Source organism: Blastococcus sp. TF02A-30, assembly GCF_003319185.1.
Taxonomy (GTDB): domain Bacteria; phylum Actinomycetota; class Actinomycetes; order Mycobacteriales; family Geodermatophilaceae; genus Blastococcus.
The window spans coordinates 431,954-454,300 of record NZ_QOHJ01000001.1 but is presented as its reverse complement, the minus strand read 5'-3'; the positions used below and the strand labels follow the sequence as shown (position 1 = coordinate 454,300).

The 22,347-nt window shown below is 75.3% G+C and carries 27 protein-coding genes and 1 riboswitch; of the genes, 14 read left to right on the top strand and 13 right to left on the bottom strand.

Annotated elements, in window-relative coordinates; translation table 11 throughout:
• Positions 1-67 precede the first annotated feature (67 nt).
• The 7 genes from DQ241_RS02135 (at position 68) to DQ241_RS02110 (ending at position 4,941) form a co-directional block, all read left to right on the top strand.
• Complete coding sequence (locus DQ241_RS02135) at positions 68-283, top strand: hypothetical protein (RefSeq protein WP_113828491.1); 216 nt, start codon at positions 68-70, stop codon at positions 281-283.
• Positions 280-636 carry a lipopolysaccharide assembly protein LapA domain-containing protein gene (locus tag DQ241_RS02130; protein WP_113828490.1) on the top strand — a complete coding sequence of 119 codons (357 nt, stop codon included), beginning with the start codon at positions 280-282 and terminating at the stop codon, positions 634-636. The genes DQ241_RS02135 and DQ241_RS02130 overlap by 4 nt, the downstream gene beginning before the upstream one ends.
• A gap of 147 nt (positions 637-783) precedes the next feature.
• Positions 784-2,628 (top strand): acyl-CoA dehydrogenase, encoded by a 1,845-nt coding sequence (locus DQ241_RS02125; protein WP_113828489.1) that lies wholly within the window; start codon positions 784-786, stop codon positions 2,626-2,628.
• Positions 2,629-2,753: 125 nt separating this feature from the next.
• Positions 2,754-3,005: a hypothetical protein gene (locus DQ241_RS02120; RefSeq protein WP_113828488.1), complete on the top strand. Its 252-nt coding sequence runs from the start codon at positions 2,754-2,756 to the stop codon at positions 3,003-3,005.
• Positions 3,002-3,163 carry a hypothetical protein gene (locus DQ241_RS20775; protein WP_199583981.1) on the top strand — a complete coding sequence of 54 codons (162 nt, stop codon included), beginning with the start codon at positions 3,002-3,004 and terminating at the stop codon, positions 3,161-3,163. Before DQ241_RS02120 ends, DQ241_RS20775 begins: the two co-directional genes overlap by 4 nt.
• 22 nt (positions 3,164-3,185) lie before the next feature.
• Positions 3,186-4,073, top strand: a complete 888-nt coding sequence (locus DQ241_RS02115; RefSeq protein ID WP_113828487.1) for a 3-methyladenine DNA glycosylase — start codon at positions 3,186-3,188, stop codon at positions 4,071-4,073.
• Positions 4,074-4,107: 34 nt separating this feature from the next.
• Positions 4,108-4,941, top strand: coding sequence for a tyrosine-protein phosphatase (locus DQ241_RS02110; protein WP_113828486.1), 834 nt, complete (start codon positions 4,108-4,110; stop codon positions 4,939-4,941).
• A 3-nt stretch (positions 4,942-4,944) separates the two neighbouring features.
• Here the strand turns inward: DQ241_RS02110 and DQ241_RS02105 are convergent, their stop codons facing one another.
• From DQ241_RS02105 to DQ241_RS02100, 3 genes are all read right to left on the bottom strand, one after another.
• Positions 4,945-6,984: a diguanylate cyclase domain-containing protein gene (locus DQ241_RS02105; protein WP_233492160.1), complete on the bottom strand. Its 2,040-nt coding sequence runs from the start codon at positions 6,982-6,984 to the stop codon at positions 4,945-4,947.
• Positions 6,985-7,135: 151 nt separating this feature from the next.
• The gene (locus tag DQ241_RS20770) at positions 7,136-7,285 is read right to left on the bottom strand and encodes a hypothetical protein (protein WP_199583980.1); all 150 of its coding nucleotides are present in this window, start codon (positions 7,283-7,285) and stop codon (positions 7,136-7,138) included.
• Between the two features lie 110 nt (positions 7,286-7,395).
• On the bottom strand, positions 7,396-9,105 hold the full coding sequence (locus DQ241_RS02100) for a putative PEP-binding protein (protein WP_113828485.1): 1,710 nt from the start codon (positions 9,103-9,105) through the stop codon (positions 7,396-7,398).
• Positions 9,106-9,207: 102 nt separating this feature from the next.
• Between DQ241_RS02100 and DQ241_RS02095 the strand changes: the two genes are divergently transcribed.
• Positions 9,208-9,468, top strand: coding sequence for an HPr family phosphocarrier protein (locus DQ241_RS02095; protein ID WP_113828484.1), 261 nt, complete (start codon positions 9,208-9,210; stop codon positions 9,466-9,468).
• A 94-nt stretch (positions 9,469-9,562) separates the two neighbouring features.
• On the opposite strand, the gene DQ241_RS02090 is transcribed toward DQ241_RS02095, so the two are convergent.
• The 6 genes from DQ241_RS02090 to pdhA form a co-directional block, all read right to left on the bottom strand.
• A complete protein-coding gene (locus DQ241_RS02090) occupies positions 9,563-10,015 on the bottom strand; it encodes an SRPBCC family protein (protein ID WP_233492159.1) in 453 nt (150 codons plus the stop codon).
• Between the two features lie 90 nt (positions 10,016-10,105).
• Complete coding sequence (locus DQ241_RS02085; RefSeq protein ID WP_199583979.1) at positions 10,106-11,272, bottom strand: AGE family epimerase/isomerase; 1,167 nt, start codon at positions 11,270-11,272, stop codon at positions 10,106-10,108.
• Positions 11,273-11,281: 9 nt separating this feature from the next.
• On the bottom strand, positions 11,282-11,659 hold the full coding sequence (locus DQ241_RS20765; protein ID WP_199583978.1) for a hypothetical protein: 378 nt from the start codon (positions 11,657-11,659) through the stop codon (positions 11,282-11,284).
• A 27-nt stretch (positions 11,660-11,686) separates the two neighbouring features.
• Entirely contained in the window at positions 11,687-13,177 is a 1,491-nt protein-coding gene (locus tag DQ241_RS02080; RefSeq protein ID WP_113828482.1) for a dihydrolipoamide acetyltransferase family protein, read from the bottom strand.
• A gap of 1 nt (position 13,178) precedes the next feature.
• Positions 13,179-14,183 carry an alpha-ketoacid dehydrogenase subunit beta gene (locus tag DQ241_RS02075; protein WP_233492158.1) on the bottom strand — a complete coding sequence of 335 codons (1,005 nt, stop codon included), beginning with the start codon at positions 14,181-14,183 and terminating at the stop codon, positions 13,179-13,181.
• The gene (pdhA, locus tag DQ241_RS02070; RefSeq protein WP_233492157.1) at positions 14,183-15,346 is read right to left on the bottom strand and encodes a pyruvate dehydrogenase (acetyl-transferring) E1 component subunit alpha; all 1,164 of its coding nucleotides are present in this window, start codon (positions 15,344-15,346) and stop codon (positions 14,183-14,185) included. Before pdhA ends, DQ241_RS02075 begins: the two co-directional genes overlap by 1 nt.
• Positions 15,347-15,564: 218 nt before the next feature.
• Here pdhA and DQ241_RS02065 point away from each other — a divergent pair, with 218 nt between their 5' ends.
• The gene (locus tag DQ241_RS02065; RefSeq protein ID WP_113828481.1) at positions 15,565-16,050 is read left to right on the top strand and encodes an Lrp/AsnC family transcriptional regulator; all 486 of its coding nucleotides are present in this window, start codon (positions 15,565-15,567) and stop codon (positions 16,048-16,050) included.
• A 44-nt stretch (positions 16,051-16,094) separates the two neighbouring features.
• Here DQ241_RS02065 and DQ241_RS02060 read toward each other — a convergent pair whose 3' ends face one another.
• Entirely contained in the window at positions 16,095-16,370 is a 276-nt protein-coding gene (locus DQ241_RS02060) for a DUF3253 domain-containing protein (protein WP_113828480.1), read from the bottom strand.
• A gap of 81 nt (positions 16,371-16,451) precedes the next feature.
• Here DQ241_RS02060 and DQ241_RS02055 point away from each other — a divergent pair, with 81 nt between their 5' ends.
• The 4 genes from DQ241_RS02055 to DQ241_RS02040 are packed head-to-tail and all read left to right on the top strand — an operon-like array spanning position 16,452 to position 18,762.
• Positions 16,452-17,075: a hypothetical protein gene (locus DQ241_RS02055; RefSeq protein ID WP_113828479.1), complete on the top strand. Its 624-nt coding sequence runs from the start codon at positions 16,452-16,454 to the stop codon at positions 17,073-17,075.
• On the top strand, positions 17,072-17,590 hold the full coding sequence (locus tag DQ241_RS02050) for a hypothetical protein (RefSeq protein ID WP_147252311.1): 519 nt from the start codon (positions 17,072-17,074) through the stop codon (positions 17,588-17,590). The genes DQ241_RS02055 and DQ241_RS02050 overlap by 4 nt, the downstream gene beginning before the upstream one ends.
• Positions 17,591-17,609: 19 nt before the next feature.
• Positions 17,610-18,128 (top strand): hypothetical protein, encoded by a 519-nt coding sequence (locus tag DQ241_RS02045; RefSeq protein WP_199583977.1) that lies wholly within the window; start codon positions 17,610-17,612, stop codon positions 18,126-18,128.
• A 13-nt stretch (positions 18,129-18,141) separates the two neighbouring features.
• Entirely contained in the window at positions 18,142-18,762 is a 621-nt protein-coding gene (locus tag DQ241_RS02040; protein ID WP_113828477.1) for a pyridoxamine 5'-phosphate oxidase family protein, read from the top strand.
• Here the strand turns inward: DQ241_RS02040 and DQ241_RS02035 are convergent.
• Positions 18,759-20,081, bottom strand: a complete 1,323-nt coding sequence (locus DQ241_RS02035) for a serine hydrolase (RefSeq protein WP_113828476.1) — start codon at positions 20,079-20,081, stop codon at positions 18,759-18,761. The genes DQ241_RS02040 and DQ241_RS02035 overlap by 4 nt on opposite strands.
• A 22-nt stretch (positions 20,082-20,103) precedes the next feature.
• Positions 20,104-20,430 carry a DUF3817 domain-containing protein gene (locus DQ241_RS02030; RefSeq protein ID WP_113828475.1) on the bottom strand — a complete coding sequence of 109 codons (327 nt, stop codon included), beginning with the start codon at positions 20,428-20,430 and terminating at the stop codon, positions 20,104-20,106.
• A 151-nt stretch (positions 20,431-20,581) separates the two neighbouring features.
• On the opposite strand from DQ241_RS02030, the gene DQ241_RS02025 reads away from it, so the two are divergent.
• Positions 20,582-21,106, top strand: coding sequence for a hypothetical protein (locus tag DQ241_RS02025; protein ID WP_199583976.1), 525 nt, complete (start codon positions 20,582-20,584; stop codon positions 21,104-21,106).
• Here DQ241_RS02025 and DQ241_RS02020 read toward each other — a convergent pair.
• A complete protein-coding gene (locus DQ241_RS02020) occupies positions 21,076-22,107 on the bottom strand; it encodes an NlpC/P60 family protein (RefSeq protein WP_113828474.1) in 1,032 nt (343 codons plus the stop codon). The two genes, DQ241_RS02025 and DQ241_RS02020, sit on opposite strands and share 31 nt — an antisense overlap.
• Positions 22,108-22,126: 19 nt before the next feature.
• Positions 22,127-22,284: riboswitch (cyclic di-AMP (ydaO/yuaA leader) on the bottom strand.
• Positions 22,285-22,347 lie beyond the last annotated feature (63 nt).

Here is a 22,347-nt window from a genome sequence, read left to right as displayed (position 1 = left end):
CCGGCGGCGGTGATCAGCACGGGCCCGCCGGGGCATCGCGACCTGTCGAGGCCCCGGCGGACCCGACGTGATCACCGGTTTCCACCGGACGGCGCCCGGGCAGAACCGGATCATGACCATGCCGGACGCGAACAACGCAGGATCGGAGCGCGAGGCGCAGCCCCTCGGCGCCGAGAAGGCCCCGGGCGAGGACCGGGAGTCCCTCGGCGCGGTCGAAGGCCCGGCCGACGGCATCGCCGGACCGGCCTACCCGCCGGCGGACACCGAACCGGACGCCCGGTGACCGGCCCGGACCCCCGCCGCGCCGACCCGCTGGACGTCGGCCTCGGCGGCACGCCCCCGCCACCGGCCTCCGCGCCCGGACCGGTCGAGCCCGCAGCCGGGACCACGCCGCGCCGCGAGCGGCACACCGGCCGCACCATCGGCCGGTCGCTGGCGCTGGCACTGCTGCTCTTCGCCACCGTCGTCCTCGTGCTGTTCGTCGTGTTCAACACGCAGACCGTCGACATCAGCCTGGTGTTCGGGAACGTCGACGCACCCCTGGTGGTGGCCCTGCTGATCGCCGCGGCGCTCGGCGCGGCCATCGGCTGGCTGACCAGCCTCGTGCTGCGCGCACGGCGGCGCGGCCGCGGCTGATCCGCTCCACCCCGCCCGCCCGGGCACCCCCTCCGGGGCGTGTCCGGGCCGGGGAGCTTGCTCCGACCTACCCGCCGGTAATAGCTTTGTTACTGGCGAGTAGGAACTTGCCGACCGATCGGCACGGAGCACGGGAGCCTCAGCGCGATGACGCACTACACCGCCAACCTCCGGGACCTCGAGTTCAACCTCTTCGAGTTCCTCGACACCAAGGACCGGTTCGGCACCGGCCCCTTCGAGCAGATGGACGCCGAGACCGCGCGCGGCGTGCTCGCCGAGATCCGCCGCCTGGCCGAGGGCCCCCTGGCCGAGTCCTTCTACGACGCCGACCGCAACCCGCCGGTGTTCGACCCGGCGACGCACTCGGTGACGCTCCCCGAGTCGTTCAAGAAGTCGGTGCAGGCGCTCGCCGACGGCGAGTGGTTCCGCCTCGACCTGCCCGAGGAGATGGGCGGCTTCGGCGCTCCCGTCCCGCTGCGCTGGGCCGCCTACGAGATGATCCTGGGCGCCAACCCGGCCGTGTTCATGTACGGCTCGGGCCCGAGCTTCGCCACCGTCCTCGACGAGCTGGGCACGCCGGAGCAGAAGAAGCTGGCCGCCCTCATGGTCGAGAAGCAGTGGGGCGCCACCATGGTGCTCACCGAGCCCGACGCGGGCTCCGACGTCGGCGCCGGCCGCACCAAGGCGATCCAGCAGCCGGACGGCTCGTGGCACATCGAGGGCGTGAAGCGGTTCATCACCTCGGCCGAGCACGACCTGAGCGACAACATCATCCACCTCGTCCTGGCCCGCCCGGAGGGCGCAAAGGCCGGCACCAAGGGCCTGTCGCTCTTCGTCGTCCCCAAGTTCCACGTCGACGTCGAGACCGGCGAGCTCGGCGAGCGCAACGGCGCCTACGTCACCAACGTCGAGAAGAAGATGGGCCTCAAGGTCTCCACGACCTGCGAGGTCACCTTCGGCGACGGCCCGGTGCCGGCCAAGGGCTGGCTCGTCGGCGAGGTGCACGACGGCATCGCGCAGATGTTCAAGATCATCGAGTACGCCCGGATGTTCGTCGGCACCAAAGCGATCGCCACGCTGTCGGCCGGCTACCAGGTCGCGCTGGACTACGCGAAGAACCGCGTCCAGGGCGCGGACCTCACCGCCACCAGCAAGGACGCCCCGCGGGTGACGATCACCCACCACCCCGACGTCCGCCGCTCGCTGATGCTGCAGAAGTCCTACGCCGAGGGCATGCGCGCGCTGTACCTGTACGCCGCCAGCTTCCGCGACCAGGTCCTCGAGGCCGAGGTCGCCGGCACGGCGGACAGCGAGGACGCGAAGCTCGCCGCCCGCGTCAACGACCTGCTGCTGCCGATCGTCAAGGGTTTCGGCTCGGAGATGGCCACCGAGCTGCTCACCCAGGAGTCGCTGCAGACCCTGGGCGGCTCGGGCTTCCTGCAGGACTACCCGATCGAGCAGTACATCCGCGACTCCAAGATCGACACCCTGTACGAGGGCACGACGGCGATCCAGGGCCAGGACTTCTTCTTCCGGAAGATCGTCAAGGACGGCGGCGTCGCGCTGACCTGGCTGGCCGGCCAGGTCCAGGCCACCGTCGAGGGCGAGGCCGGCAACGGCCGGCTCAAGGAGGAGCGGGCCGCGCTGGGCGCCGCGCTGCAGGACGTGCAGGGCATGCTCACCGCGATGTTCGGCCACCTCACGGCCGCGCAGGAGGACATGACCAACCTGTACAAGGTCGGCCAGAACACCTCCCGCTTCCTGCTGGCCGTCGGCGACCTGCTCACCGCCTGGCTGCTGATCCGCCAGTCGGAGGTCGCCCTGGCCGCGCTGTCCGGCGAGGTCGCCGCGAAGGACCGCGACTTCTACGAGGGCAAGCTCGCCGCCACCCGGTTCTTCACCACCCAGGTGCTGCCCCGGCTGGCCGCCGACCGCGTGATCGTCGAGAACACCGACAACGCGCTGATGGAGATCCCCGAGTCGGTGTTCTGAGCCGCAGGCCCCCGGGGCACGACGACGGCCGCCACTCCTCCCGGGGAGTGGCGGCCGTCGCCGTTTCAGCGCCGGGGCGCCGGGCATGGGGCGGGGGACGACGTCGTCGAGCGAAGGAGCCCGTCGTGAGCGATCCGCAGGGCAGCGACCGCATCCAGCAGGGTGTCCCCACCGCCTCGGGCACCGGCGACAACAGCGACAGCGGCTCCGGGTTCGACGACGTCCCCCTGACCCGGGACGAGGCCCTCGAGCGGGACGCCGCCTCCGGCGACGACCTGCCCGCCCGCGCCGACTCCGACGTCGCCCGGGCGCGCACCGACGGCCCGTCCGGCGAGGTGCCCGGCCCCACCCCCCGATCCGGAGGACCCACCACGTGAGCGAGAACGACCCCACCGGCTACCACGAGTCCCCGGACACCGTCGACGGCACCGCCCCGGCGCCCGACGACGCCCCGCAGGGCTCGGCCACCCTCACCACCGACGAGGAAGCCCAGAAGGACGACGGCGTCGCCCGCCCGGGCAACGAGGCCGACTAGCAGCCGGAACTACCCTGGCGGGGTGCGCCCCGCCCCTGCCCCGACACTGCTGGACGCGGCCGGGTGGCAGGACCGGGCCGAGGCGCACGCGGCGCGGGTGGACCGTTGGGTGGCCCCCCACCTGGAGCGCCGCCGTCGCGGCGAGAAGCACCCGGTCCTGGACTTCCTCTTCACCTACTACTCGGAGACGCCCGGCCGGCTGCGCCGCTGGCACCCCGGCGTCGGCGTCGCGCTCGCCCCGGGCGCCGACGGCCCGGCGCCGCACGCCGCCTGGCGCTTCTACGCGACCGGGGACGACGGCGTCGTGATCCTCGACCGGTCGGCCTACCTCGCCGAGCGCGCGAGCACCGTCGGGTTCGTGCGTGGCCTCCTCGACGCCACCGCCGCACGGCCGGCGTTCACCGGCTGCTTCGGGCTGCACGAGTGGGCGATGGTGTACCGCGCCGACGAGCGCCGGCACCCGCTGCCGCTGCGGCTGGGCCGGGCCGGCACCGACGCCGTCGTCGAGGCGCACCCGGTGCGCTGCAGCCACTACGACGCGTTCCGCTTCTTCACGCCCGAGGCCGTCGGCCGCAACCGCCTGCAGCCGACCCGCGAGACCCAGGTGCAGCTCGAGCAGCCGGGGTGCCTGCACGCCACCATGGACCTCTACAAGTGGGCCTACAAGCTCGGGCCCGCCGTCCCGGGCGAGCTGCTCGCCGACTGCCTCGACCTGGCGGCCGACGTCCGGGAGCTGGACATGCGGGCCTCCCCCTACGACCTGCGCGACCGGGGCTACGAGCCGGTCGCCATCGAGACGCCCGAGGGCAAGGCCGCCTACGTCGCCGCCCAGCGCGGCTTCACCGAGCGCGGCGCGGCGCTGAGGAGCCGGCTGGTCGCCGTGTGCGACCAGCTGTTCGCGCCTGCGTGAGGTCCCGTCCACCGACGCGCCGTACCGTCGAGGGGTGACCTCCCTGCGCACCGACCGCTGGATCCGGCTGGACGGCACCACGAACACCCGCGACCTGGGCGGCCTGCCCACGACCGACGGCGGGCGCACTCTGCCGGGGCGGATCCTGCGCAGCGACAACCTCCAGACGCTCAGCGACGCCGACGTCCACCGCCTCGTCCACGAGCTCGGCCTGCGCGAGGTCGTCGACCTGCGCACCACCGCGGAGATCCTGCTCGAGGGACGCGGGCCGCTGCGGTCGCTGCCGGGCGTCACGCACCGGCACTTCACGCTGCTGCCGGAGCGGGGGCACCACACCGACGTCTTCGCCGTGGAGGACGACGAGGCCGTCGAGATCCCCGGCGAGGGCTGGATGGAGTCGCTGCTCCCCCGCCAGGTCGCCGCGCACGACGAGGCCGAGCACCCCGCCGTCCGGTCGTACCTGGGCTACCTGGGGCAGCGGGGGGACAACGTGGTCGCCGCGCTGCGGGCGCTGGCGGCCCCCGTCGAGGGCGCCTCGGTGGTGCACTGCGCGGCCGGCAAGGACCGCACCGGCGTCGTGGTGGCGTTCGCGCTGGCGGTGGCCGGCGTGCCCTCCGAGGAGATCGTCGCCGACTACGCGATGACCGCCGACGTCATCGACGCGCTGGTCGCCAAGCTCGCGGCCTCCCCCACCTACGCCGAGGACATGGCCCGCCGCGACGCCGCGACCCACACCCCGCACGCCGACACGATGACCCGCGTGCTGGCCCTGCTGGACGAGCGGCACGGCGGTCCGGCGGGCTGGCTGACCGCCCACGGCTTCGGCGCCGACGAGCAGGCCGCCCTGCGGGCCCGGCTGCGCGGATAGGGGTCAGCCGGCGCGGCCGGACTCCTTGTGGCGGTACATCGCCGCGTCGGCCGCGCGGAGCAGCTGCTCCGCGTCGCCGGCCTCGTGGATGGCGACGCCGACGCTCGTCCCCACCGCCACGTCGCGGCCCTCGAGCCGGAAGGGCTCGGCGAAGCAGTCGCCGACCCGCTGGGCCAGGCTCTGCGCGTCCGCCGGGTCGGTCAGACCGGGCAGGATGATCGCGAACTCGTCGCCGCTGAGCCGCCCCACGGTGTCACCGGGGCGGACCGCGGCCCGCAGCCGCGCGGCCACCTGGCGCAGCAGCTCGTCGCCGGCCGCGTGGCCCAGGGTGTCGTTGACCTGCTTGAACCGGTCGAGGTCGCAGAACAGCACCGACAGGTGCGCGCCGGTGCCCGCAGCCGGCAGCAGCTCCTCGAGCCGGTCGAGGAACAGCACCCGGTTCGGCAGCCCGGTGAGCGCGTCGTGGGTGGCCTGGTGGCGCACCGTCTCCAGCAGCCGCGCCTTCTGCAGCGCGGAGGTCGCCTGGTCGCCGACGCCGCGCAGCCGGGCGACGACGTCGCCGTCCAGCTCGGGCACGGACTCGCCGTCGTGCCAGCCGGCGGTGGCCACGCCGAGGAAGGCGCCGTCGGCCAGCAGCGGAACGGCGACGACGTCGGAGGTGCCCACGCCCTCCAGCAGCTCGCGCAGCGCGGGGCTGCTCGAGGCGCTGCGGATGATCCGCGGCTCCCGGTCGGTCAGCATGCCCACCAGCTCGGGCACGTCCTCCACCTGGAGGACCGTGCCGGTCAGCACCTCGTAGCCCTCGTCGGTGAGGCCGACGGAGGCGTGCGAGCGCAGCGCTCCCGCCGACGGGTCCCAGAGCAGGATGCCGGCCGTCGAGCAGCCGACGATGCCCGGCAGGGCGTCGCTGACCACCTCGGTGACGGCGGCGGCGTCGGTGGCGGCCGCGAGCTCGTGGGCCAGCGCGAGCAGCGCACCGGCCCGGTCGGCCTCCTGGCGGGCGTCCTCCAGGGCGATGATCAGATCCAGCGCGGCCGCGGCGTGCCCGGCGTAGGCGGCGAGCATGGTGGACTCGTCGCCCATCGGCTCGTCGCCGGGGCGGTAGAGGGCGGCCAGCCGGCCGTGGGTGCGCCGGGACGAGGCGATGTCGACGACGACGGCCGCGCTGCCGAAGCTCTCACCGGCCAGCAGCCGTTGGGCCATGGCCGGGACCATCGCCGCGGACATGCCCGCGCTGTGCACCAGCGGAGCGCCACCCCCGGGGCGCTCCACCGCCAGGAGGTACGCGGGGGCCAGGACGGCCTGGGCGGCCCGGTCGACGATGCGGCGCAGGACGGTCTCGACGTCGTCGCTGGCCACCAGGTCGGTGGCCGCGGACTGCAGGATCTGGAGCTGGCCGCGCAGGGCGTGCAGCTCGGGGTCGACGCTCGCGCTCCCGCGGCGGCGCCACGGCAGGCGGGACCGCGGCGACCACTCCAGGTGGTAGACGCACGCCTCGTGCCCGTCGGACTGGCACTCGTCGTGGACGATGCGGGCCGCGGGGAGGGAGAAGATCTGCGGCACCGTGGTGAGCAGTCCGCGCGTGTAGAGGCAGTCCAGCCGGGAGTGCGGGTAGCCGTCGTGCAGGCGGTAGCGGATCGTCGCCGTCGTGTGGCCGGCCTCGAGGATCTCCATCGTGGACGTGGTGCTGAACTTCTGCACCGCCCGCGGCAGCTGCCGGAAGACCTGACGCGGGGAACCCATGGCGCGCAGCAGGATGACCAGCGAGTGGGCCAGACCGGTGCGGAGCACGTTGGCGCCCACGCCGAACATCGTGGCGGGGTCGTCCAGGACGTCGGTGGCGGCCTCGAACAGCCGGATGCGGGTCGCGTAGCTCCACCAGCGGGACTGGTCCTCGAGCTCGGCGGCGGTCGCGGAGGTCCCGGCGCGCCGCAGCAGCTCGGGAACGGCGTCCTCGCCGCCGACGTGGCGCACGTAGCGCAGCAACCCACCGGTGGTCGCACCGGAGGTCTCGCGGGCTTCGTCCCGCACGCTCGTGTCCACGTGCTCCTGATCGGCACGCAACGCCCGTTGCCGTAGCGCGGATGCCCCCTTCGGGGGAGGCGACCGACCGGGCCCGGACGCGGAACGACCCCGGCCTCCACGAGGAGACCGGGGTCGGCGGGAGCGCCGCCGGATCGGCGGCGCGGCCGGCTCAGCGGAGGTTGAACGGACCGCTGTTGGCCAGCACCAGGAGCTCGTCGCGCATCGCCGGGCTGCTGGTCCGGGCGAGGGCCTTGTCGATCGCCCGCCGGGTACGCGCCGCCTGGCGACGCTCGCGCCAGCTGGACGTCACGCTGCTCATCTGTGGTGCCTCTTTCGTCGGTGGTGTGGGCCTGCACCCGTAGTAATGCAGGCGTACGCCATCCTATTCCGACGGATCGCAGGTGAAACTGAAGCGGGGCCGATGTTCTCTCACTCTTCGGGGTGAGTCTGCTCACCCGTTCCGTCCAGGACGGCAGCCGCGGCCGCCCGCGCCCCGTCCGGGTCGTCCGCGGCGAGGGCGCCCTGCGCCGCCCGCCGGCAGTCGGCCAGGTCGGTCCGCCCCAGCCGGGCGCCCACCGCAGCGACCGCTGACGGCGCGCAGGACAGCGACGTGACGCCCAGACCGACGAGGACGCAGGCCAGCAACGGATCGGCCGCCGCCTCGCCGCACACGCCCACCGGCTTGCCCACCCGCGCTCCGGCGGCCGCGGTCAGGGCGACCAGCTCCAGCAGCGCCGGCTGCCACGGATCGGTGAGGTCGGCGAGGTCGGCGGAGAGCCGGTCGGCGGCCAGGGCGTACTGGGCCAGGTCGTTCGTGCCCACCGAGAGGAAGTCCACGTGCGCGAGCAGCCGCTCCGCGTGCAGCGCGGCCGAGGGCACCTCCACCATCGCGCCGGGCACCAGACCCCGGTCGCGGGCGGCCGTCGCGAAGGCGGCGGCCTCCGGCACGGTGGCCACCATCGGCGCCATCACCCAGGGCGTCGCCCCCGTGCGCCGGCCGGCGGCCGCGATCGCGTCGAGCTGCCGCTCCAGGACGCCGGCGTCGCGGCGGGCGGCGCGCAGGCCCCGGACGCCCAGCGCCGGGTTCGCCTCCTCGCGCAGGTCGGAGAAGCGCAACGGCTTGTCCGCGCCGGCGTCCAGGGTGCGGAGCACGACGGTGCGCCCGGCCATCACCTCGAGCACCTCGGCGTAGGCGGCCGCCTGCTCCTCGACCGACGGCTCCTCCCCGCGCCCAAGGAAGGCGAGCTCGGTGCGGTAGAGCCCGACCCCCTCGGCGTGGGCCGCGACGGCGGCCCGCGCGCCGGCGGCGTCCTGGACGTTGGCCAGGAGCGGGACGGTGCGGCCGTCCCGCGTCCGGCCGGGTCCGGCCCACCCACCGCCGGCTCCGGGGCGTGCGGCCGACACCCGGGCGTGCGCGTCGTCGACGTCCGGGTCGACGGTGACCGTGCCCTGCCCGCCGTCGACGAGCACCGTGCTCCCGGTGGGGACGGCGTCCAGCTCGCCCACACCCAGGCCCACCACGCAGGGGAGCCCGAGCTCCCGGGCGATCAGGGCAGTGTGACCGGTCGGCGTGCCGCCGGCGAGGGCGAGGGCCAGCACGCGGGCCGGGTCGAGCAGGACCGCCTCGGACGGCGCCAGGTCGTCGGCCAGCAGCACCGAGGGGTGGTCCGGCTGCACCGGGCCGTCGTCCCGCCGCCCGGCCAGGCCGGCCAGGATCCGGTCGCGGACGTCCAGCAGCTCGGCCACCCGCTCGGCCGCGGGCCCGCCGGCGGCGGCGAACCGCTCGACCAGCTCCTGCACGGCGGACCTCGTGGCCGCCGGGGCGGGCTCCCCCGCCCCGATCCGCGCGGCGACGGCGTCGTGCAGGGCGGGGTCCACGGCGAGCGCCGCCGTCGCCCGCAGCAGCGGTCCGGCCTCGCCGGGGGCCTGTGCCGCCCGTGCCGACAGCAGCCGCGCGGCCTCGGCGGCCGCCGCACCGAACCGCAGCACCTCGGTCGCCGCGTCCGCCGCCGGTGCGCCGGCTCCGGCGGGGCCGCCGTCCCGGGCAGCGGGCAGCCGCACGGCCGGCCCCACCGCGGCACCCGGCGCCGCCGCTCGACCGGTCAGGACCAGGGGTCGGCCGGGCGCTGTGCTGGGCATGGGATCTCCTCGTCGGGGTGACCGGACCGCTCCGGGCGGCACGGGCCCGGGATCGTGAGGAATGATGACCCCTCACGCCCGTCTCAGCGTCGAGGAGGACGAATGCCCAGCCGGACCGTCGTGGTCGGGTCCCGGATCGGGCTGCACGTCCGACCGGCGGCGCTGATCGCCGAGGCCGTGGGGAAGGCCGGCGTCCCGGTCTCCCTGGCCACCCCGGGTGGCACGCCCGTCGACGCCCGGTCCCCGCTGATGATCATGACCCTGGGTGCCAAGCAGGGCACCGAGGTCGTCGTGACCAGCGACGACGAGGACGTGCTCGAGCACATCGCCGGCATGGTCGCCAGCGACCTCGACGGCGGCTGACAGGAGGACCCCGTCCCCCTCGCCCCTCGCAGGCTCGGGTCGAGCCTCCGGACGGGGCCGAGGGGAACGGGGTCCGCTCAGCTGCGGTCGCGCATCAGCTGGGGCGCTGAACGTCCCCGCGCCAGGCACCGGTCTCGGTGCCGCGGCTCTCGATGAACTCCTTGAACTTCTTCGCGTCCGCCTTCACCTGGCGGTCGTCGAAGCCGAGCGCGGCGCCGGCCTTCTCGACGATGCCCTCGGGCTCCCAGTCGATCTGGATCATCACCCGGGTCTTGGCGTCGTCGAGGCGGTGGAAGGTCACCACACCGGCGTGCTTGGCCTCGCCGCTGGTGCTGGTCCAGGCGACCCGCTCCTCGGGGTGCTGCTCGGTGATCTCGGCGTCGAACTCGCGCTTGACGCCGTCGATGCTGGTCACCCAGTGGGTGTGGGTGTCGTCGATCTGCGTGATGCTCTCGACCCCGCCCATGAACTGGGGGAAGGACTCGAACTGGGTCCACTGGTCGTAGGCGACGCGGATCGGGACGTCGACGTCGACGGACTCCTGCACGCTGGCCACTGTCTCAGCTCCTCGTGATCGCTTGATCGGTCGTGTGCGACCTACCCCGGCGATCCGGCTCCGACACCTCGAAGCGGCAGGTCAGCGCAGCGCGGCCGCCAGGCTGCCCCGGACCGGGTGGTCGCCGAGCAGCAGCATCTGGGCGAGGTGGTAGGCATCGGGCTGCCCCTCCCAGGTGCCGGTGGCCGGCTGCCCGGTGGGCGTCAGCTCGTGGTGCCAGTTCCCGGTCGACGGGTCGGCGAAGAACGCCTCCCCGTGCTCCCGCCACCGGCGGGCGAGGGCGAGCGGCTCCTCCTCACCGGTGACCCGGCCCAGCACCGCGGCGGCGGCGACGGCCTCGCAGAGCACCCAGTGCAGGCGGGCGGTCACCCCGGGGGCGTCGTCCCAGTCGAGCGTGTACGGGAAGCCGTCGTGCCCGTCGGCCGCCCAGCCCCGGCCGGCCGCGGCGGCGAACAGGTCCCGGGCGTCGGTCAGCAGCCAGCCCGGCGCGTCGTCGCCCAGGGCGGCGCGCAGGTGCAGGCACAGCCGGGCCCACTCGAACTGGTGCCCGATCGTCACGCCGTACGGGCGGAACGGGTGCGCGGGCTGGTCGCGGTGGAAGTCGGGCAGCGGGACCCACCCGTCGGTGAAGTGCTCGGGCAGCCGCCAGCCGCGCTCCCGTGCGAAGCCGTGCACGATCCGCTCGGCGCTGCGCAGCGCCTGGCCGCGCAGCCGCCGCGCCGTCCCGGGGTCGTCGACGGCGTCCGCAGCGGCCAGGGTGGCCTCCACGCCGTGCATGTTGGCGTTGGCGCCGCGGTAACCGTCCAGCCGCGTCCAGCCGGCGTCCCACTCCTCCACGGCCAGGCCGGCGTCGTCGTCCCAGAAGCGGTCCTGCCAGACGCCCAGCGCCTCGTCGAGCAGCTCCCGACCGCCGTCGACGCCGGCGGCGGCCGCGGTCGAGCCGGCGAGCAGCACGAAGGCGTGCACGTAGGCGCCCTTGGTGCCGTCCTCGGTGCCGGCCCGCCACCCGCCGTGCCGGGCGTCGCGCAGCGGGCCCTCGGTGAGCGCGACCACCCCGTGCCGGGCGAGGTCGGCGGCCCCGGGGCGCCCGAGCAGGTGTGCCAGGCCGAAGACGTGGGTCATCCGCGCGACGATCCAGGTCTCCTGCGGCCCGGGCAGCACCCGTCCGTCGGTGCCGAGGGCGCCGAAGCCGCCGTCGGGCACGCGGGAACGTTCGGCGAAGTCGAACAGCCGGTCGAGGTCGGTCACGCCGTCAGGCTAGGGGCGGGGCCGCCGGGCCGCGCCGACGGCGGTGGCCAGCCGGGCGGCGACGATGGCCAGCACGCCGAGCAGCACCACCCGGAGCAGCCCACCGCCGATGTTCCCGCCCTCCTGGCCGGCCGTCAGCGCGTCGAGCAGCACCAGCGCGACCGTCGCCCCCACCACCACGAACCCCGGCGTCCGGGTGCCCGGATCCGCGGGCGGGGCCAGCAGCAGGACCCCGGCGGCGAGGGCGCACAGGTAGGCCAGCACCTGCGCGATCCACCCGGCGAGGCTCTCCTCGCTCGCCGGCAGCCGCCCGTCCAGGACGATCGCGGCGAGCGTGAGCCCCACGAAGGCCATCAGCGCGGCGAGGGCGGGCAGGCGTCGGTCCACGGGCCGCATCCTGCCGCGCCCCGCAGCTCAGAAGGCCAGCGCCGCGCCGGGGTCGGCCAGCAGCGCGCCGACGTCGGCCAGGAACCGCGACCCGAGCTCGCCGTCGATGATCCGGTGGTCGAAGGAGAGCGCCAGCTGGGTGACCTGCCGCGGCTTGACCTTGCCCTTGTGCACCCACGGCATCTCCCGGATGGCGCCGAAGGCGAGGATCGCCGACTCCCCCGGGTTGAGGATCGGCGTCCCGGTGTCGACGCCGAACACGCCCACGTTGGTGATCGTGATCGTGCCCCCGGTCATGTCCGCCGGCGCCGTCCGGCCCGCGCGCGCGGTCTCGGTCAGCTCGGCCAGCGCGCCGGCCAGCTCGGCCAGCGAGAGCCGGCCGGCGTCCTTGATGTTGGGGACGACGAGCCCGCGCGGGGTGGCCGCGGCGATGCCGAGGTTCACCTGACCGTGGACGACGATCTCCTGGGACCCCTCGTCCCACGAGCTGTTCACCATCGGGTGCCGGGCGGCGGCGAGCAGCAGCGCCTTGGCCACGAACAGCAGCGGGCTGACCTTCACCCCGGCCAGCTCCGGTCGTTCGGCCAGCCGGCGGCGCAGCTTCATCATCCGCGTGACGTCGACGGTGAGGAACTCGGTGACGTGCGGGGCGGTGAAGGCACTGGCCACCATCGCGGCCGCGGTGTGCTTGCGCACCCCCTTGATCGGGATCCGCTGCTCGCCCTGGCCGGCCGGCACGACCGCGAGGGCGGGAGCCGGAGCGGCGGCCGCGGTGCGGAAGGCGTCGACGTCGGCGCGGGTGATGGTGCCGTTCGGTCCGGTGCCGGCGACCTGGGTCAGGTCGACGCCGCAGTCCTTGGCGTACTTGCGCACCGGCGGCTTGGCCAGCGGCCGGGGACCGCGCCGGCCGGGGGTCACCGCCGCCGCGGGCGCGGCGTCGTCCCGCACGGCGTGCGCCTCGGCCTGCCGGCCCACCTCGAGCCCGCCGTGCCGCACCGGCTTGGTGCGGGCGTCGGGGGCCGTGGTGAGCAGCGGCGGGCGGTCGGTCCCGGAGCCGTAGTCGGCCTCCGGGAGGACGGGCTGCGGGCTGGTCGCGCGGGCGGCGACGGCGTCGCCCGTCCGCCGGGGACGCCGTCGGGCCTCGGTGTTGCGCGGGCCGTAGCCGACGAGCACCGCCGTCCGGCCGTTGGCGTTGGTCTCGCCGATCAGCCCCGTGCCGCCCGGCTCGGGCGCGGGATCGCCGCCGGGTGCCTCCGAGCCCTCACCGGTGTCGATGGTGATGATCGGCGTCCCGACGTCGACCATCGTCCCGGCGTCGAACAGCAGCTCGACGACCCGGCCGGCGTAGGGCGAGGGCAGCTCGACGGCGGCCTTCGCCGTCTCCACCTCGCAGAGCGGCTGGTTGACCGCGACGGTGTCCCCCACCGCGACCAGCCACTGCAGGATCTCGCCCTCGGTGAGGCCCTCACCGACGTCGGGCAGTTTGAACTGGCGCAGCGCGCCGGTGGCCTGCGTCATCTCAGAACCCCATCGCGCGGTCGACGGCGTCCAGCACCCGGTCGAGGTCGGGGAGGTACTCCTCCTCGAGCTTCGACGGCGGGTAGGGGACGTCGTAGCCGCCGACCCGCAGCACCGGGGCCTCCAGGGAGTGGAAGCAGGTCTCGGTGACCCGGGCGGCGATCTCCGCTCCCAGGCCGAGGGTCACCGGCGCCTCGTGCACGACCACGCACCGGCCGGTACGGCGTACGGAGTCGTACACCGGCTCCAGGTCCAGCGGCGAGACCGTGCGCAGGTCGACCACCTCCAGCGAGCGGCCCTCGCCGGCCGCCGCCTCCGCCGCCTGCAGCGCCGTCTTCACCATCGGGCCGTAGGCCAGCACCGTGACGTCGTCGCCGGCGCGGACCACCCGGGAACCGAACAGCGGCTCCGGGGTGGCGGAGGTGTCGACCTCGGCCTTCTCCCAGTACCGGCGCTTGGGCTCCAGGAAGACGATCGGGTCGGGCGAGGCGATCGCCTGCTGGATGCCCCAGTAGGCGTCGACCGGGTTGCTCACCGCGACGACCTTGAGGCCGGGGGTGTGCGCGAAGTACGCCTCGGGGCTCTCGCTGTGGTGCTCGACCGCGCCGATTCCGCCGCCGAACGGGATGCGGATGACGATCGGCATCGGCAGCGCCCCCCGGGAGCGGCCGTGGATCTTGGCCACCTGGGTGACGATTTGGTTGTAGGCGGGGAAGACGAAGCCGTCGAACTGGATCTCGCAGACCGGCCGGTAGCCGCGCATGGCCAGGCCCACGGCGGTGCCGAGGATGCCGGCCTCGGCCAGCGGGGTGTCCACGACGCGGTCCTCGCCGAAGTCCTTCTGCAGGCCGTCGGTGATGCGGAAGACGCCGCCGAGCTTGCCGATGTCCTCACCCATGAGCACGACCTTGGGGTCGTCCTCCATCGCGCGGCGCAGCCCCAGGTTGAGGGCCTTGCCGATGGTCAGCGTCTGGGTCGCCGGTGCGTCCAGCATCTCGGCGGCCATCAGTGCTCGCCTCCCTCGAAGGACGCCTGGTAGGCCTCGAACGCGGCGCGCTGGGCGGCCAGGTGCGGGGTCTGCTCGGCGTAGACCGCGTCGAACATGTCGGTGGGCCGGGGATCGGGCATGTCCACCGTCCCGCTGCGGATCCGCGCCGCCAGCTGGTCGGCCTCGGCCTCCACGCCGTCGAAGAAGGCGGCGTCGGCCAGCCCGCTGCGGGACAGGTAGGCCTTGAGCCGGGCGATCGGGTCGCGCAGCTTCCACTGCTCGACCTCGTCGGCCAGCCGGTAGCGGGTCGGGTCGTCGGAGGTGGTGTGCGCGCCCATCCGGTAGGTGAACGCCTCGATGAAGGTCGGGCCCTGGCCCTCGCGGGCGGCCCGCAGCGCGTTCCGGGTCACCGCCAGGACGGCGAGGACGTCGTTGCCGTCGACCCGGACGCCGGGGAAGCCGAAGCCCGCGGCGCGCTGGTAGAGCGGCACCTTGGACTGGCGCTCCAGCGGCACGCTGATCGCGTACTGGTTGTTCTGGCAGAAGAAGACCACCGGTGCCGAGAAGCTCGCGGCGAAGATCATCGCCTCGTTGACCTCGCCCTGGCTGGTCGCGCCGTCGCCGAGGAAGGCGAGGACGGCGTTCTCGGCGCCGTCGCGCTGGACGCCCATCGCGTAGCCGGTGGCGTGCAGGCACTGGGCGCCGATGACGATCGTGTACAGGTTGAACCCGCGCTCGACCGGGTTCCAGCCGCCGTTGTCGACGCCGCGGAACAGGCTCATCACGTGCAGCGGGTCGACGCCCCGGGCCCAGGCGACGCCGTGCTCGCGGTAGGTCGGGAAGGCCATGTCGCCGTCCTGCAGCGCCCGGCCGGCGCCGACCTGGGCGGCCTCCTGGCCCAGCAGCGAGGCCCAGATGCCCAGCTCGCCCTGCCGCTGCAGCGCGGTGGCCTCGACGTCCCAGCGGCGGACCAGCGCGAGGTCGCGGTAGAGCCCGCGCAGCTCGTCGTCGGAGATGTCCAGCGGGTACTCGGGGTGCTCCACCCGCTCGCCCTCGGGCGTCAGCAGCTGGACCAGGTCCGGCTGCTGGGGCAGGTGGGGCGCACCGGCCCCGGGCACGGGGTCGACGACCTCGGTGGCGTCGCCGATGTCGGCGTCGGTCTCGTGGCGCAACGCGGTCACAGCTCGCTCCTCGCCGTCTGCCGCGGGCCGCCGGGGTCACCGGCCTCCGCGGAGGGTGGACGTCTCGTGGCGCCGGGGTGTGGCGTCACTCACACATCCTGACACGACTCCCCCGCAGGTGGACAAGACCACCCCGGTGTCGATCTGCGCAAGATCTCGGGCAGCCATTGCGCAGAAAGGACGTTGCTAGGACGTCCACGCATGTCAGACTGCCCAGCGTGCCCCCGAGCCCCGACCGTCTGGACGCCACGGACGCCCGGCTGCTCCTCGCCCTGCGGGAGGACCCGCGCGCCAGCGTGATGGCGCTGTCCCAGCAGCTGGGGCTGGCGCGGAACACGGTGCAGGCCCGGCTGGCCCGTCTGGAGAGCTCCGCGGCGCTCGCCCCGCTGGACCGGCGGGTGCGCGCCGAGGCGCTGGGCTACCGGCTGGCCGCCTACGCGACGGTGCAGGTCGTCCAGCGCAGCCTGGCCGAGGTCAGCGACGCGCTGGCCGAGATCCCCGAGGTGCTCGAGGTGACCGGGCTGTCGGGGGCGGCCGACCTGCTGGTGCACGTGGTCGCGCAGGACGCCGACGACCTGTGGCGCCTCACCGAGCAGGTGCTGGCCATCCCGGGCGTGCAGCGGGTCGACACCGCGCTCGCGCTGCGCCGGTTCGTGGAGCACCGCACCGCCCCGTTGCTGGACCGGGCGGCGCAGGACGGCTGAGCTCGGCCCTCGAGTGCGACGGACTCGTGGCCATCAGCCGCTGATCACCCCGAGTTCGTCGCACTCGACGAGGGATCGCGCCGGCGGATCCGGACCGGGCCGCGCGCGGTGGCCACGTCGACCACCTCGCCACCCTGCGTGACCTCCACGGTCCCGGCGGACGCCAGCCGCCCGGCCGCGGCCCGTGCCGCCGGCATCAGCGCGCGCCAGCCCTCGGGGTCCACGGCGCGCGCCGCCTCCGACGGGCAGATCGTGCCGCCCGGGCGGCGGGAGCCGAGCAGCTCCCCGATGGCCTGCTCCAGGCGGCGGTCGATCCCCACGACGTCGAGCCTCCGCCCGCGCCGGGCGCGCCGCCAACCGGCACCCTGGCGTTCCGGTCGCTGACGCGGCAGGCTGCCGCCGTGCGCCGTTCCGGGATCCTCCTGCTGCTCAGCGCGCTGCTGGGCGCCCTGGCCGTGGTCGTCGCCGGCCCGGCGGCCGCCTGCAGCTGCGCCGGGGGGACGACGATCGAGCAGCTGGAGCGCGCCGATGCGGTCTTCACCGGCCGGCTCATCTCCCGGACGCCGGGCGACGGCGGCTCGAGTGCCTCCCCCGCCGTCCACCTGTTCGAGGTGGAGATGGTCGTCAAGGGCCAGGTGCTCGGGCAGCAAGAGGTGCTCTCCCCGGACTCGGGCGCGTCCTGCGGCATCGAACTGCCCGAGCGCGGTCCGGTGGCCGTGTTCGCCTCCCGCTCGACCGACCTGGGTGGCACGCCGTTCGCGACGCTGGCGGAGGACCAGTACGCGGCGTTCCTCTGCGACGGCACCGCCCCGCTCACCCCGCTGCTGGAGGCGGAGCTCGAGGCCCTGCTCCCGGCGGGGGCCACGTCGCCTGCCCAGCCCCCGCCCACGCAGCCGGCCGTCGCCCAGGTGCCGGTGGAGGGTCGCCCACCGATCGCCCAGGTCCTCGCCGTCCTGCTGGTCGTCGGCGGTGGCCTCGTGCTGGCGCGGTGGCGCGTCGGGCCCGGCCGGCGGGACCGCGCGTGACCGCACCCGACCGGCGCGCGGAGCGGCTCGCGGTCCTCGCCGCGTACGAGACGGCCCTGGCCGACCCGGTCCGCCTGGTCGCCCTGCTCGGTGACGCCGAGGACGACGACGACGCGGTGCGGCGGGTGCAGGAGGCCTTCGACCTGCCGGCGCGGCACGCACGAGCCGTCCTGGACCTGCAGTTCGGGCGGCTGTCCCGCTCGTCCCGCGGCCGCCTGGCCGACGAGCTCCGGATCCTGCGCGCGGAGTGGGGCCCCGAGCTGCCGGCCACGGTCGCGTTCGCCTCCCGGCGCCGGGCCGTGGTCACCGTCGCCGACGAGGCGCGGACCTTCACCGCCGGCGGCACCACCGCCGTGCTGGACCGGGTCACCGAGCACCTGCTCGACGAGGTCGCCGTCCCCCGGCTCCGCCCGGTCGTCGCCGAGGTGACCGGCCTCGGCCGAGGCCCCGTGCGGATCCGGGTGTTCCCCTCCCGGAGCGCCTCCTACGAGTACGCGGGGGATTCCGGGGGCTGACCTGGGTACCGGCGGCGCCATGGCGAAGAAGACGGCGGTCGGCACGATCGGCAAGGGCAAGCGCGGCATCAGCACCGCGGGCTGGGCGCTGCGCGGGGCGGCGGCGGGTGCGGCGGCCAGCACGGCGCTCAACGCGGTCACGTACGTGGACATGGCGGTGCGCGGCCGGGGCAGCAGCTCGACCCCCGAGCAGACCGTCGAGGCGCTCGCGGGCAAGGCGCACGTCCCGATCCCCGGGGACGACGAGACGCGGCAGAACCGGGTGCAGGGGCTGGGCCCGCTCACCGGGCTGGTCGCGGGCGTCGGCGTCGGCGTCGTCGTCGGGCTGGTGCGGGCGGCCGGGTACCGGTCGCGGCCGGCGGTCGGCACGCTGCTGACCACCGCGGGCATCCTGGTCGCGGCGAACGGGCCGATGACGGCGCTGGGCATCACCGACCCGCGCACCTGGTCGCGCACCGACTGGATCAGCGACCTGGTGCCGCACCTGGTCTACGGCGCGGTGCTCAAGAAGACGATGGACGCCTTCGACCGCCCCTGACCAGACTGGCCGGGTGGAGGAGATCACCAGCGAGGCGCAGCTGCGCGAGCTGCTCGGCGAGCCCACCCCGGCGGCCCTCGGCAAGGAACGCACCGCGCTGCACGAGCTCGACCGCGCGTGGCTGGCGGCGTCGCCCTTCTGCCTGGTCGCGACCAGCGCCGCCGACGGCAGCTGCGACGTCTCGCCGAAGGGTGATCCGCCCGGCTTCACGCTGGTCCTCGACGACCGGACGATCGCCGTGCCCGAGCGGGCCGGCAACCGGCGGGCCGACGGCTACCGCAACGTCCTCGCCAACCCGCACGTCGGGCTGATCTACCTGCTGCCCGGCCGCACCGACACGCTGCGCATCAACGGCCGCGCCCGCCTGGTCACCGACGCCGGGCTGCTCGACCGCATGGTGGTGAAGGGGCACCGCCCGGTGCTCGCCGTCGTCGTCGAGATCGAGCAGGTCTTCTCGCACTGCGGCAAGGCGTTCCTGCGGTCCGGGCTGTGGGACGTGGGCACCTGGCAGCCGGACGCCGTCGCCTCCCGCGCCCGGATCGCGCAGGCGCTGGAGCGGCCGGAGGAGTCGCTGGCCGACCTCGAGCGCTACTACGGCCCCGGGTACGCCCAGGGCCTCTACCCGGCGAGCTAGCGCCAGCCCTCCTCGTGGACGCCGCCGGGCACGGGCGCGGCCGGGTCGTAGGGCGTGCGGGTGAAGACGAACGTGCCGAGGTCGAGGTGGTCGTCGGCGATGCGCAGCGTCTCGCCCGCGTAGTACCCGTCCAGCCCGACCCAGCGGCCGTCCTCGTCGCGGGAGAACCGGCTGGCCCGGCCGCCGCGCCCGGGCAGCGGCCCGAGGTGCAGCCGCCCGCCGGCCACCGCGCGCAGCACGTACGGCGACGGCCCCCAGTACCAGACGCCCAGCGACCCCAGGGGCACCGGCGACGGCGACGGCGCCCACGCCTCGACGATCCGCGGCTCGGCGGCGCGCAGGTCGGCCAGCAGCCCGAAGACGACGGGGTCCACGCCGCTCGTCGCGTTGGCCAGCGACACCGCGCCGGTCTGCTCGTCGCGGTCGACGAAGACGCCGGCCAGGAAGCCGGGCATCGAGCCCCCGTGACCCACGAGCGTGCGCCCGTCCACCCGCAGGACCTGCACCCCGAGCCCGTATGCCGACCAGCCCGCGGCGGAGGAGTCCACCCCGGCCGGCTCGGTCATCTCCTCGAGCGTGGCCGGGTCGAGCACGTCCGCGGTGTCGCCGAGCAGGAAGGCGGCGAACCGGCCGAGGTCGGTCAGCGTGGCCCAGAGCTGGCCGGCGGCGGCCATCACGCCCGCGTGGTGCTCCGGCTCGGCCAGGACGACGTCGGCCCACGGGTGCACCGCCGTCCCGTCCGCGGCGGGCGCGACCGGGCGGGGCGTCGTGCGGGTCATGCCCAGCGGCGCCAGCACCTCGGCGCGCACGGCCTCCTCCCACGAGGTCCCGCGCAGCCGGGCGACGAGCTCGCCGAGCAGGCCGAAGCCGAGGTTGGAGTAGTGGAACCGCCGGGCCGCGCCGAGGACGACGTCGTCGTCGCCCAGGCCGAGCTCCTCGAGCGGGCCTCCCGGGACGCGCTCCCACCAGCCGCCGGGGCTCTCCGCCGACGCCCCGGCCAGGTGAGACAGCAGCTGGCCGACGGTGCGCTCGCCGAACGGCGTCCCCGGGAGGTGCCGCTCCAGCGGGTCGTCCAGGGCCAGCCGGCCCTCGTCGCGCAACCGCATGACCACGACCGCGGTCACGGTCTTGCTGATCGACCCGAGCCGGTACTGGACGTCGGTGTGCGGCTCGGCGACCGCACCGCGGCCGGCCGACCACGCCAGCCCGCCGTCGCGGACCACCCCGGCCACCAGGCTCGGGGCGCGGCCGTCGCGCTGCGCGCGGGCGACGCGCGCCAGCATCGTGCGGGCGGTCGTGGGCAGCACGGGCTCGGGCATGCCGGGCACCGTAACGCCCGGTTCAGGCGGCCGGGACGGCGTCCCCGGTGGGCAGCTCACCGCGGCGGGTCGCGCGGCGCTCGAACCAGATGGTCACCAGGGGCGGGATCGAGGCGGCGAGCGCGAGCAGCGTCGTCCACACCGACCAGCGGAGCACGCGGGCGGCGACGACCGTGACCACCAGGTACGCCACGAAGATCCCGCCGTGGACGGGCCCGAAGATCTTCACCCCGATCTCCGAGGTCTCCGGCACGTACTTCACGAACATCCCGGCGAGCAGGCCGATCCAGGAGCAGGCCTCGGCGATCGCGACGACGCGGAAGGCGGTGGCGACGGAGCGGGGGTTCATCGGAGCGGGCGTCCTCGGGGTCGGCGGCAGGTCCTCGGGGTCAACGGCCCGGGGCGCGGCGGTGTCCCCGCCCCGTCGTGTGATCTTCCCGTCAGCGTGCCGTGGCAGGGTCGGCGCCGTGCGGGGGCTGGCGCGGAGGGAGTTCTGCCTCGTGCTGCTCCGCCGGATGGCCGACCTCCGCCCCGACCTCGTGGCCGACGCGCTGCCCCGCCTGGGTGCCACCCGTGCCGAGGCGCACGCCGCCCACACCCGCTGGCAGGCCCTGCACCACGCCCCGCGGGCACCGCGCGGGCTGGCGCTGCGGACCGCGGTCCTCGGCCCGCCCGAGGAGCTGGAGGACCGGCGCTTCGGCGACCTCGACGTCCAGGTGCGGCGCTGGCCGCTGCCGCTGTGGCCGCACGCGTGGTGGGAGGTGGTCAGCGGCCCCGGCGGCTCGGTGCTGCACGAGCACCTGGCCCGCGCGCCCGGCTCCCCGGTCCCCCCGGCGAGAGCGGGGGACCTGCGGGTCTGGGAGCACGTGCTCGACGACGTGGTGCGGGTCCCGGGTGCACGGAGCGTCGACCCCGGCGTCGTGACCCGCTGGGAGGTGCACCTCGCCGGCGGCGAGCGGGCGGTGTTCGTGTGGGGGCTGCTCCAGCGGGTGGATCAGCCGGCGATGCGGCGGGCCCCCACGTAACCGCCCATCAGCGGGGCGACCTTCACGACGTCGCCGGACGTCGGCGCGTGCACCATCTGGCCGTTGCCGATGTAGATGCCCACGTGGCTGATCGGGCTGTAGAAGAAGACCAGGTCGCCGGGGCGCAGGTCGGCCTTCGCGACCGGCTGGCCCATCTGCGCCTGCATCCGGCTGGAGTGCGGCAGGCTGATGCCGGCGGCGCGGTAGGCGTACTGCGTGAGGCCGGAGCAGTCGAACGAGCCAGGGCCGGCGGCCGCCCACACGTAGGGCTTGCCGCGCTGCGCCATGGCGGCGTCGACCGCCGCCTGGCCGGCCGCGCTGTCGGCCACGACCGGAGCAGCGGCGGCGACCGGCGCCTCCTCGCGCTCGTCGCGGCTGGCCCGCTCGTGGGGGACTGCCGCGACGGCCTGGCGCTCCTGCGTGGTCAGCCGGTCGTAGACGCCCTGGTACTGGGCGATCTGGGCCTCGAGGTCGGCCTGCTGGCGGGCGACGGCGTCGTACTGCGCCTGGGCCTCGGCGACCGCGGCGGCGGCCTGGGCCTGCGCCTGGGTGGCGACCTCGTTGGCCGCGGCCGCCGTCGCGAGCAGCTCGGACTGGTGCGCGGCGACCGACTGCAGCGTGGTCACCCGGCCGACGAACTCCTCGGCGGAGGCGCTGGTCATCAGCGCGCGGAAGGAGCTGGTGCTGTCGCCGGTGAAGGCGCTGCGGGCGATCCCGCGCACCTGCTCCTGGGCGGTGGTCAGCTGCGCCGTCGCGGCGGCGACCTGGGCCTGCGCCTGCTCCGCGGCGGCCGTCTGGGCGCGCAGCGTCTCGCGCGCCTCGTTGAACTGCTCCGAGAGCGCCTCGAGCTCGTGCCCGCGGGCGGCCACCAGCTCGGCGGCCTCGGCGGCCGTCGTCGGCGTCGTGGGGGTGGCGGCGGCCGGAGAGCCGGCGAGCAGGACGCCGGCGGCGGCGGCGATGGCCAGGACGGCGCGGCGGGACGTGCGCAGGGGGGTCGCCATGGTGCGGGCGGCGCTCCGTTTCTCATCCACGAGCCGCCTACCGAGTTAGCTGACGGGTTCGGGCGGGAGTTCGCCCGGCGGCTCGGCTCGCGCCGACCCGCTGCACCCCTGTGCTGCGGTGGGTCCCCGGTCCGGCCTCCGCGCCTGTGCGGGCGGCCGGTTCGACGGCGTCCGGGAGGTGTCACCCAGGCAGTGACGGAACGCCCCCGCGGACACACTCACCGTAGGGGCGTTACCGGT

What these genes read in the sequence shown, in the direction of transcription:
- DQ241_RS02125 (WP_113828489.1), top strand. Translation starts at nt 784, where the DNA reads ATGACGCACTACACCGCCAACCTCCGGGACCTCGAGTTCAACCTCTTC.
- DQ241_RS20770 (WP_199583980.1), bottom strand. Translation starts at nt 7,285, where the DNA reads ATGAGCAGCGTGACGTCCAGCTGGCGCGAGCGTCGCCAGGCGGCGCGT.
- DQ241_RS02100 (WP_113828485.1), bottom strand. Translation starts at nt 9,105, where the DNA reads ATGCCCAGCACAGCGCCCGGCCGACCCCTGGTCCTGACCGGTCGAGCG.
- DQ241_RS02095 (WP_113828484.1), top strand. Translation starts at nt 9,208, where the DNA reads ATGCCCAGCCGGACCGTCGTGGTCGGGTCCCGGATCGGGCTGCACGTC.
- DQ241_RS02080 (WP_113828482.1), bottom strand. Translation starts at nt 13,177, where the DNA reads ATGACGCAGGCCACCGGCGCGCTGCGCCAGTTCAAACTGCCCGACGTC.
- DQ241_RS02075 (WP_233492158.1), bottom strand. Translation starts at nt 14,183, where the DNA reads ATGGCCGCCGAGATGCTGGACGCACCGGCGACCCAGACGCTGACCATC.
- DQ241_RS02045 (WP_199583977.1), top strand. Translation starts at nt 17,610, where the DNA reads ATGGCGAAGAAGACGGCGGTCGGCACGATCGGCAAGGGCAAGCGCGGC.
- DQ241_RS02035 (WP_113828476.1), bottom strand. Translation starts at nt 20,081, where the DNA reads ATGCCCGAGCCCGTGCTGCCCACGACCGCCCGCACGATGCTGGCGCGC.
- DQ241_RS02030 (WP_113828475.1), bottom strand. Translation starts at nt 20,430, where the DNA reads ATGAACCCCCGCTCCGTCGCCACCGCCTTCCGCGTCGTCGCGATCGCC.
- DQ241_RS02020 (WP_113828474.1), bottom strand. Translation starts at nt 22,107, where the DNA reads ATGGCGACCCCCCTGCGCACGTCCCGCCGCGCCGTCCTGGCCATCGCC.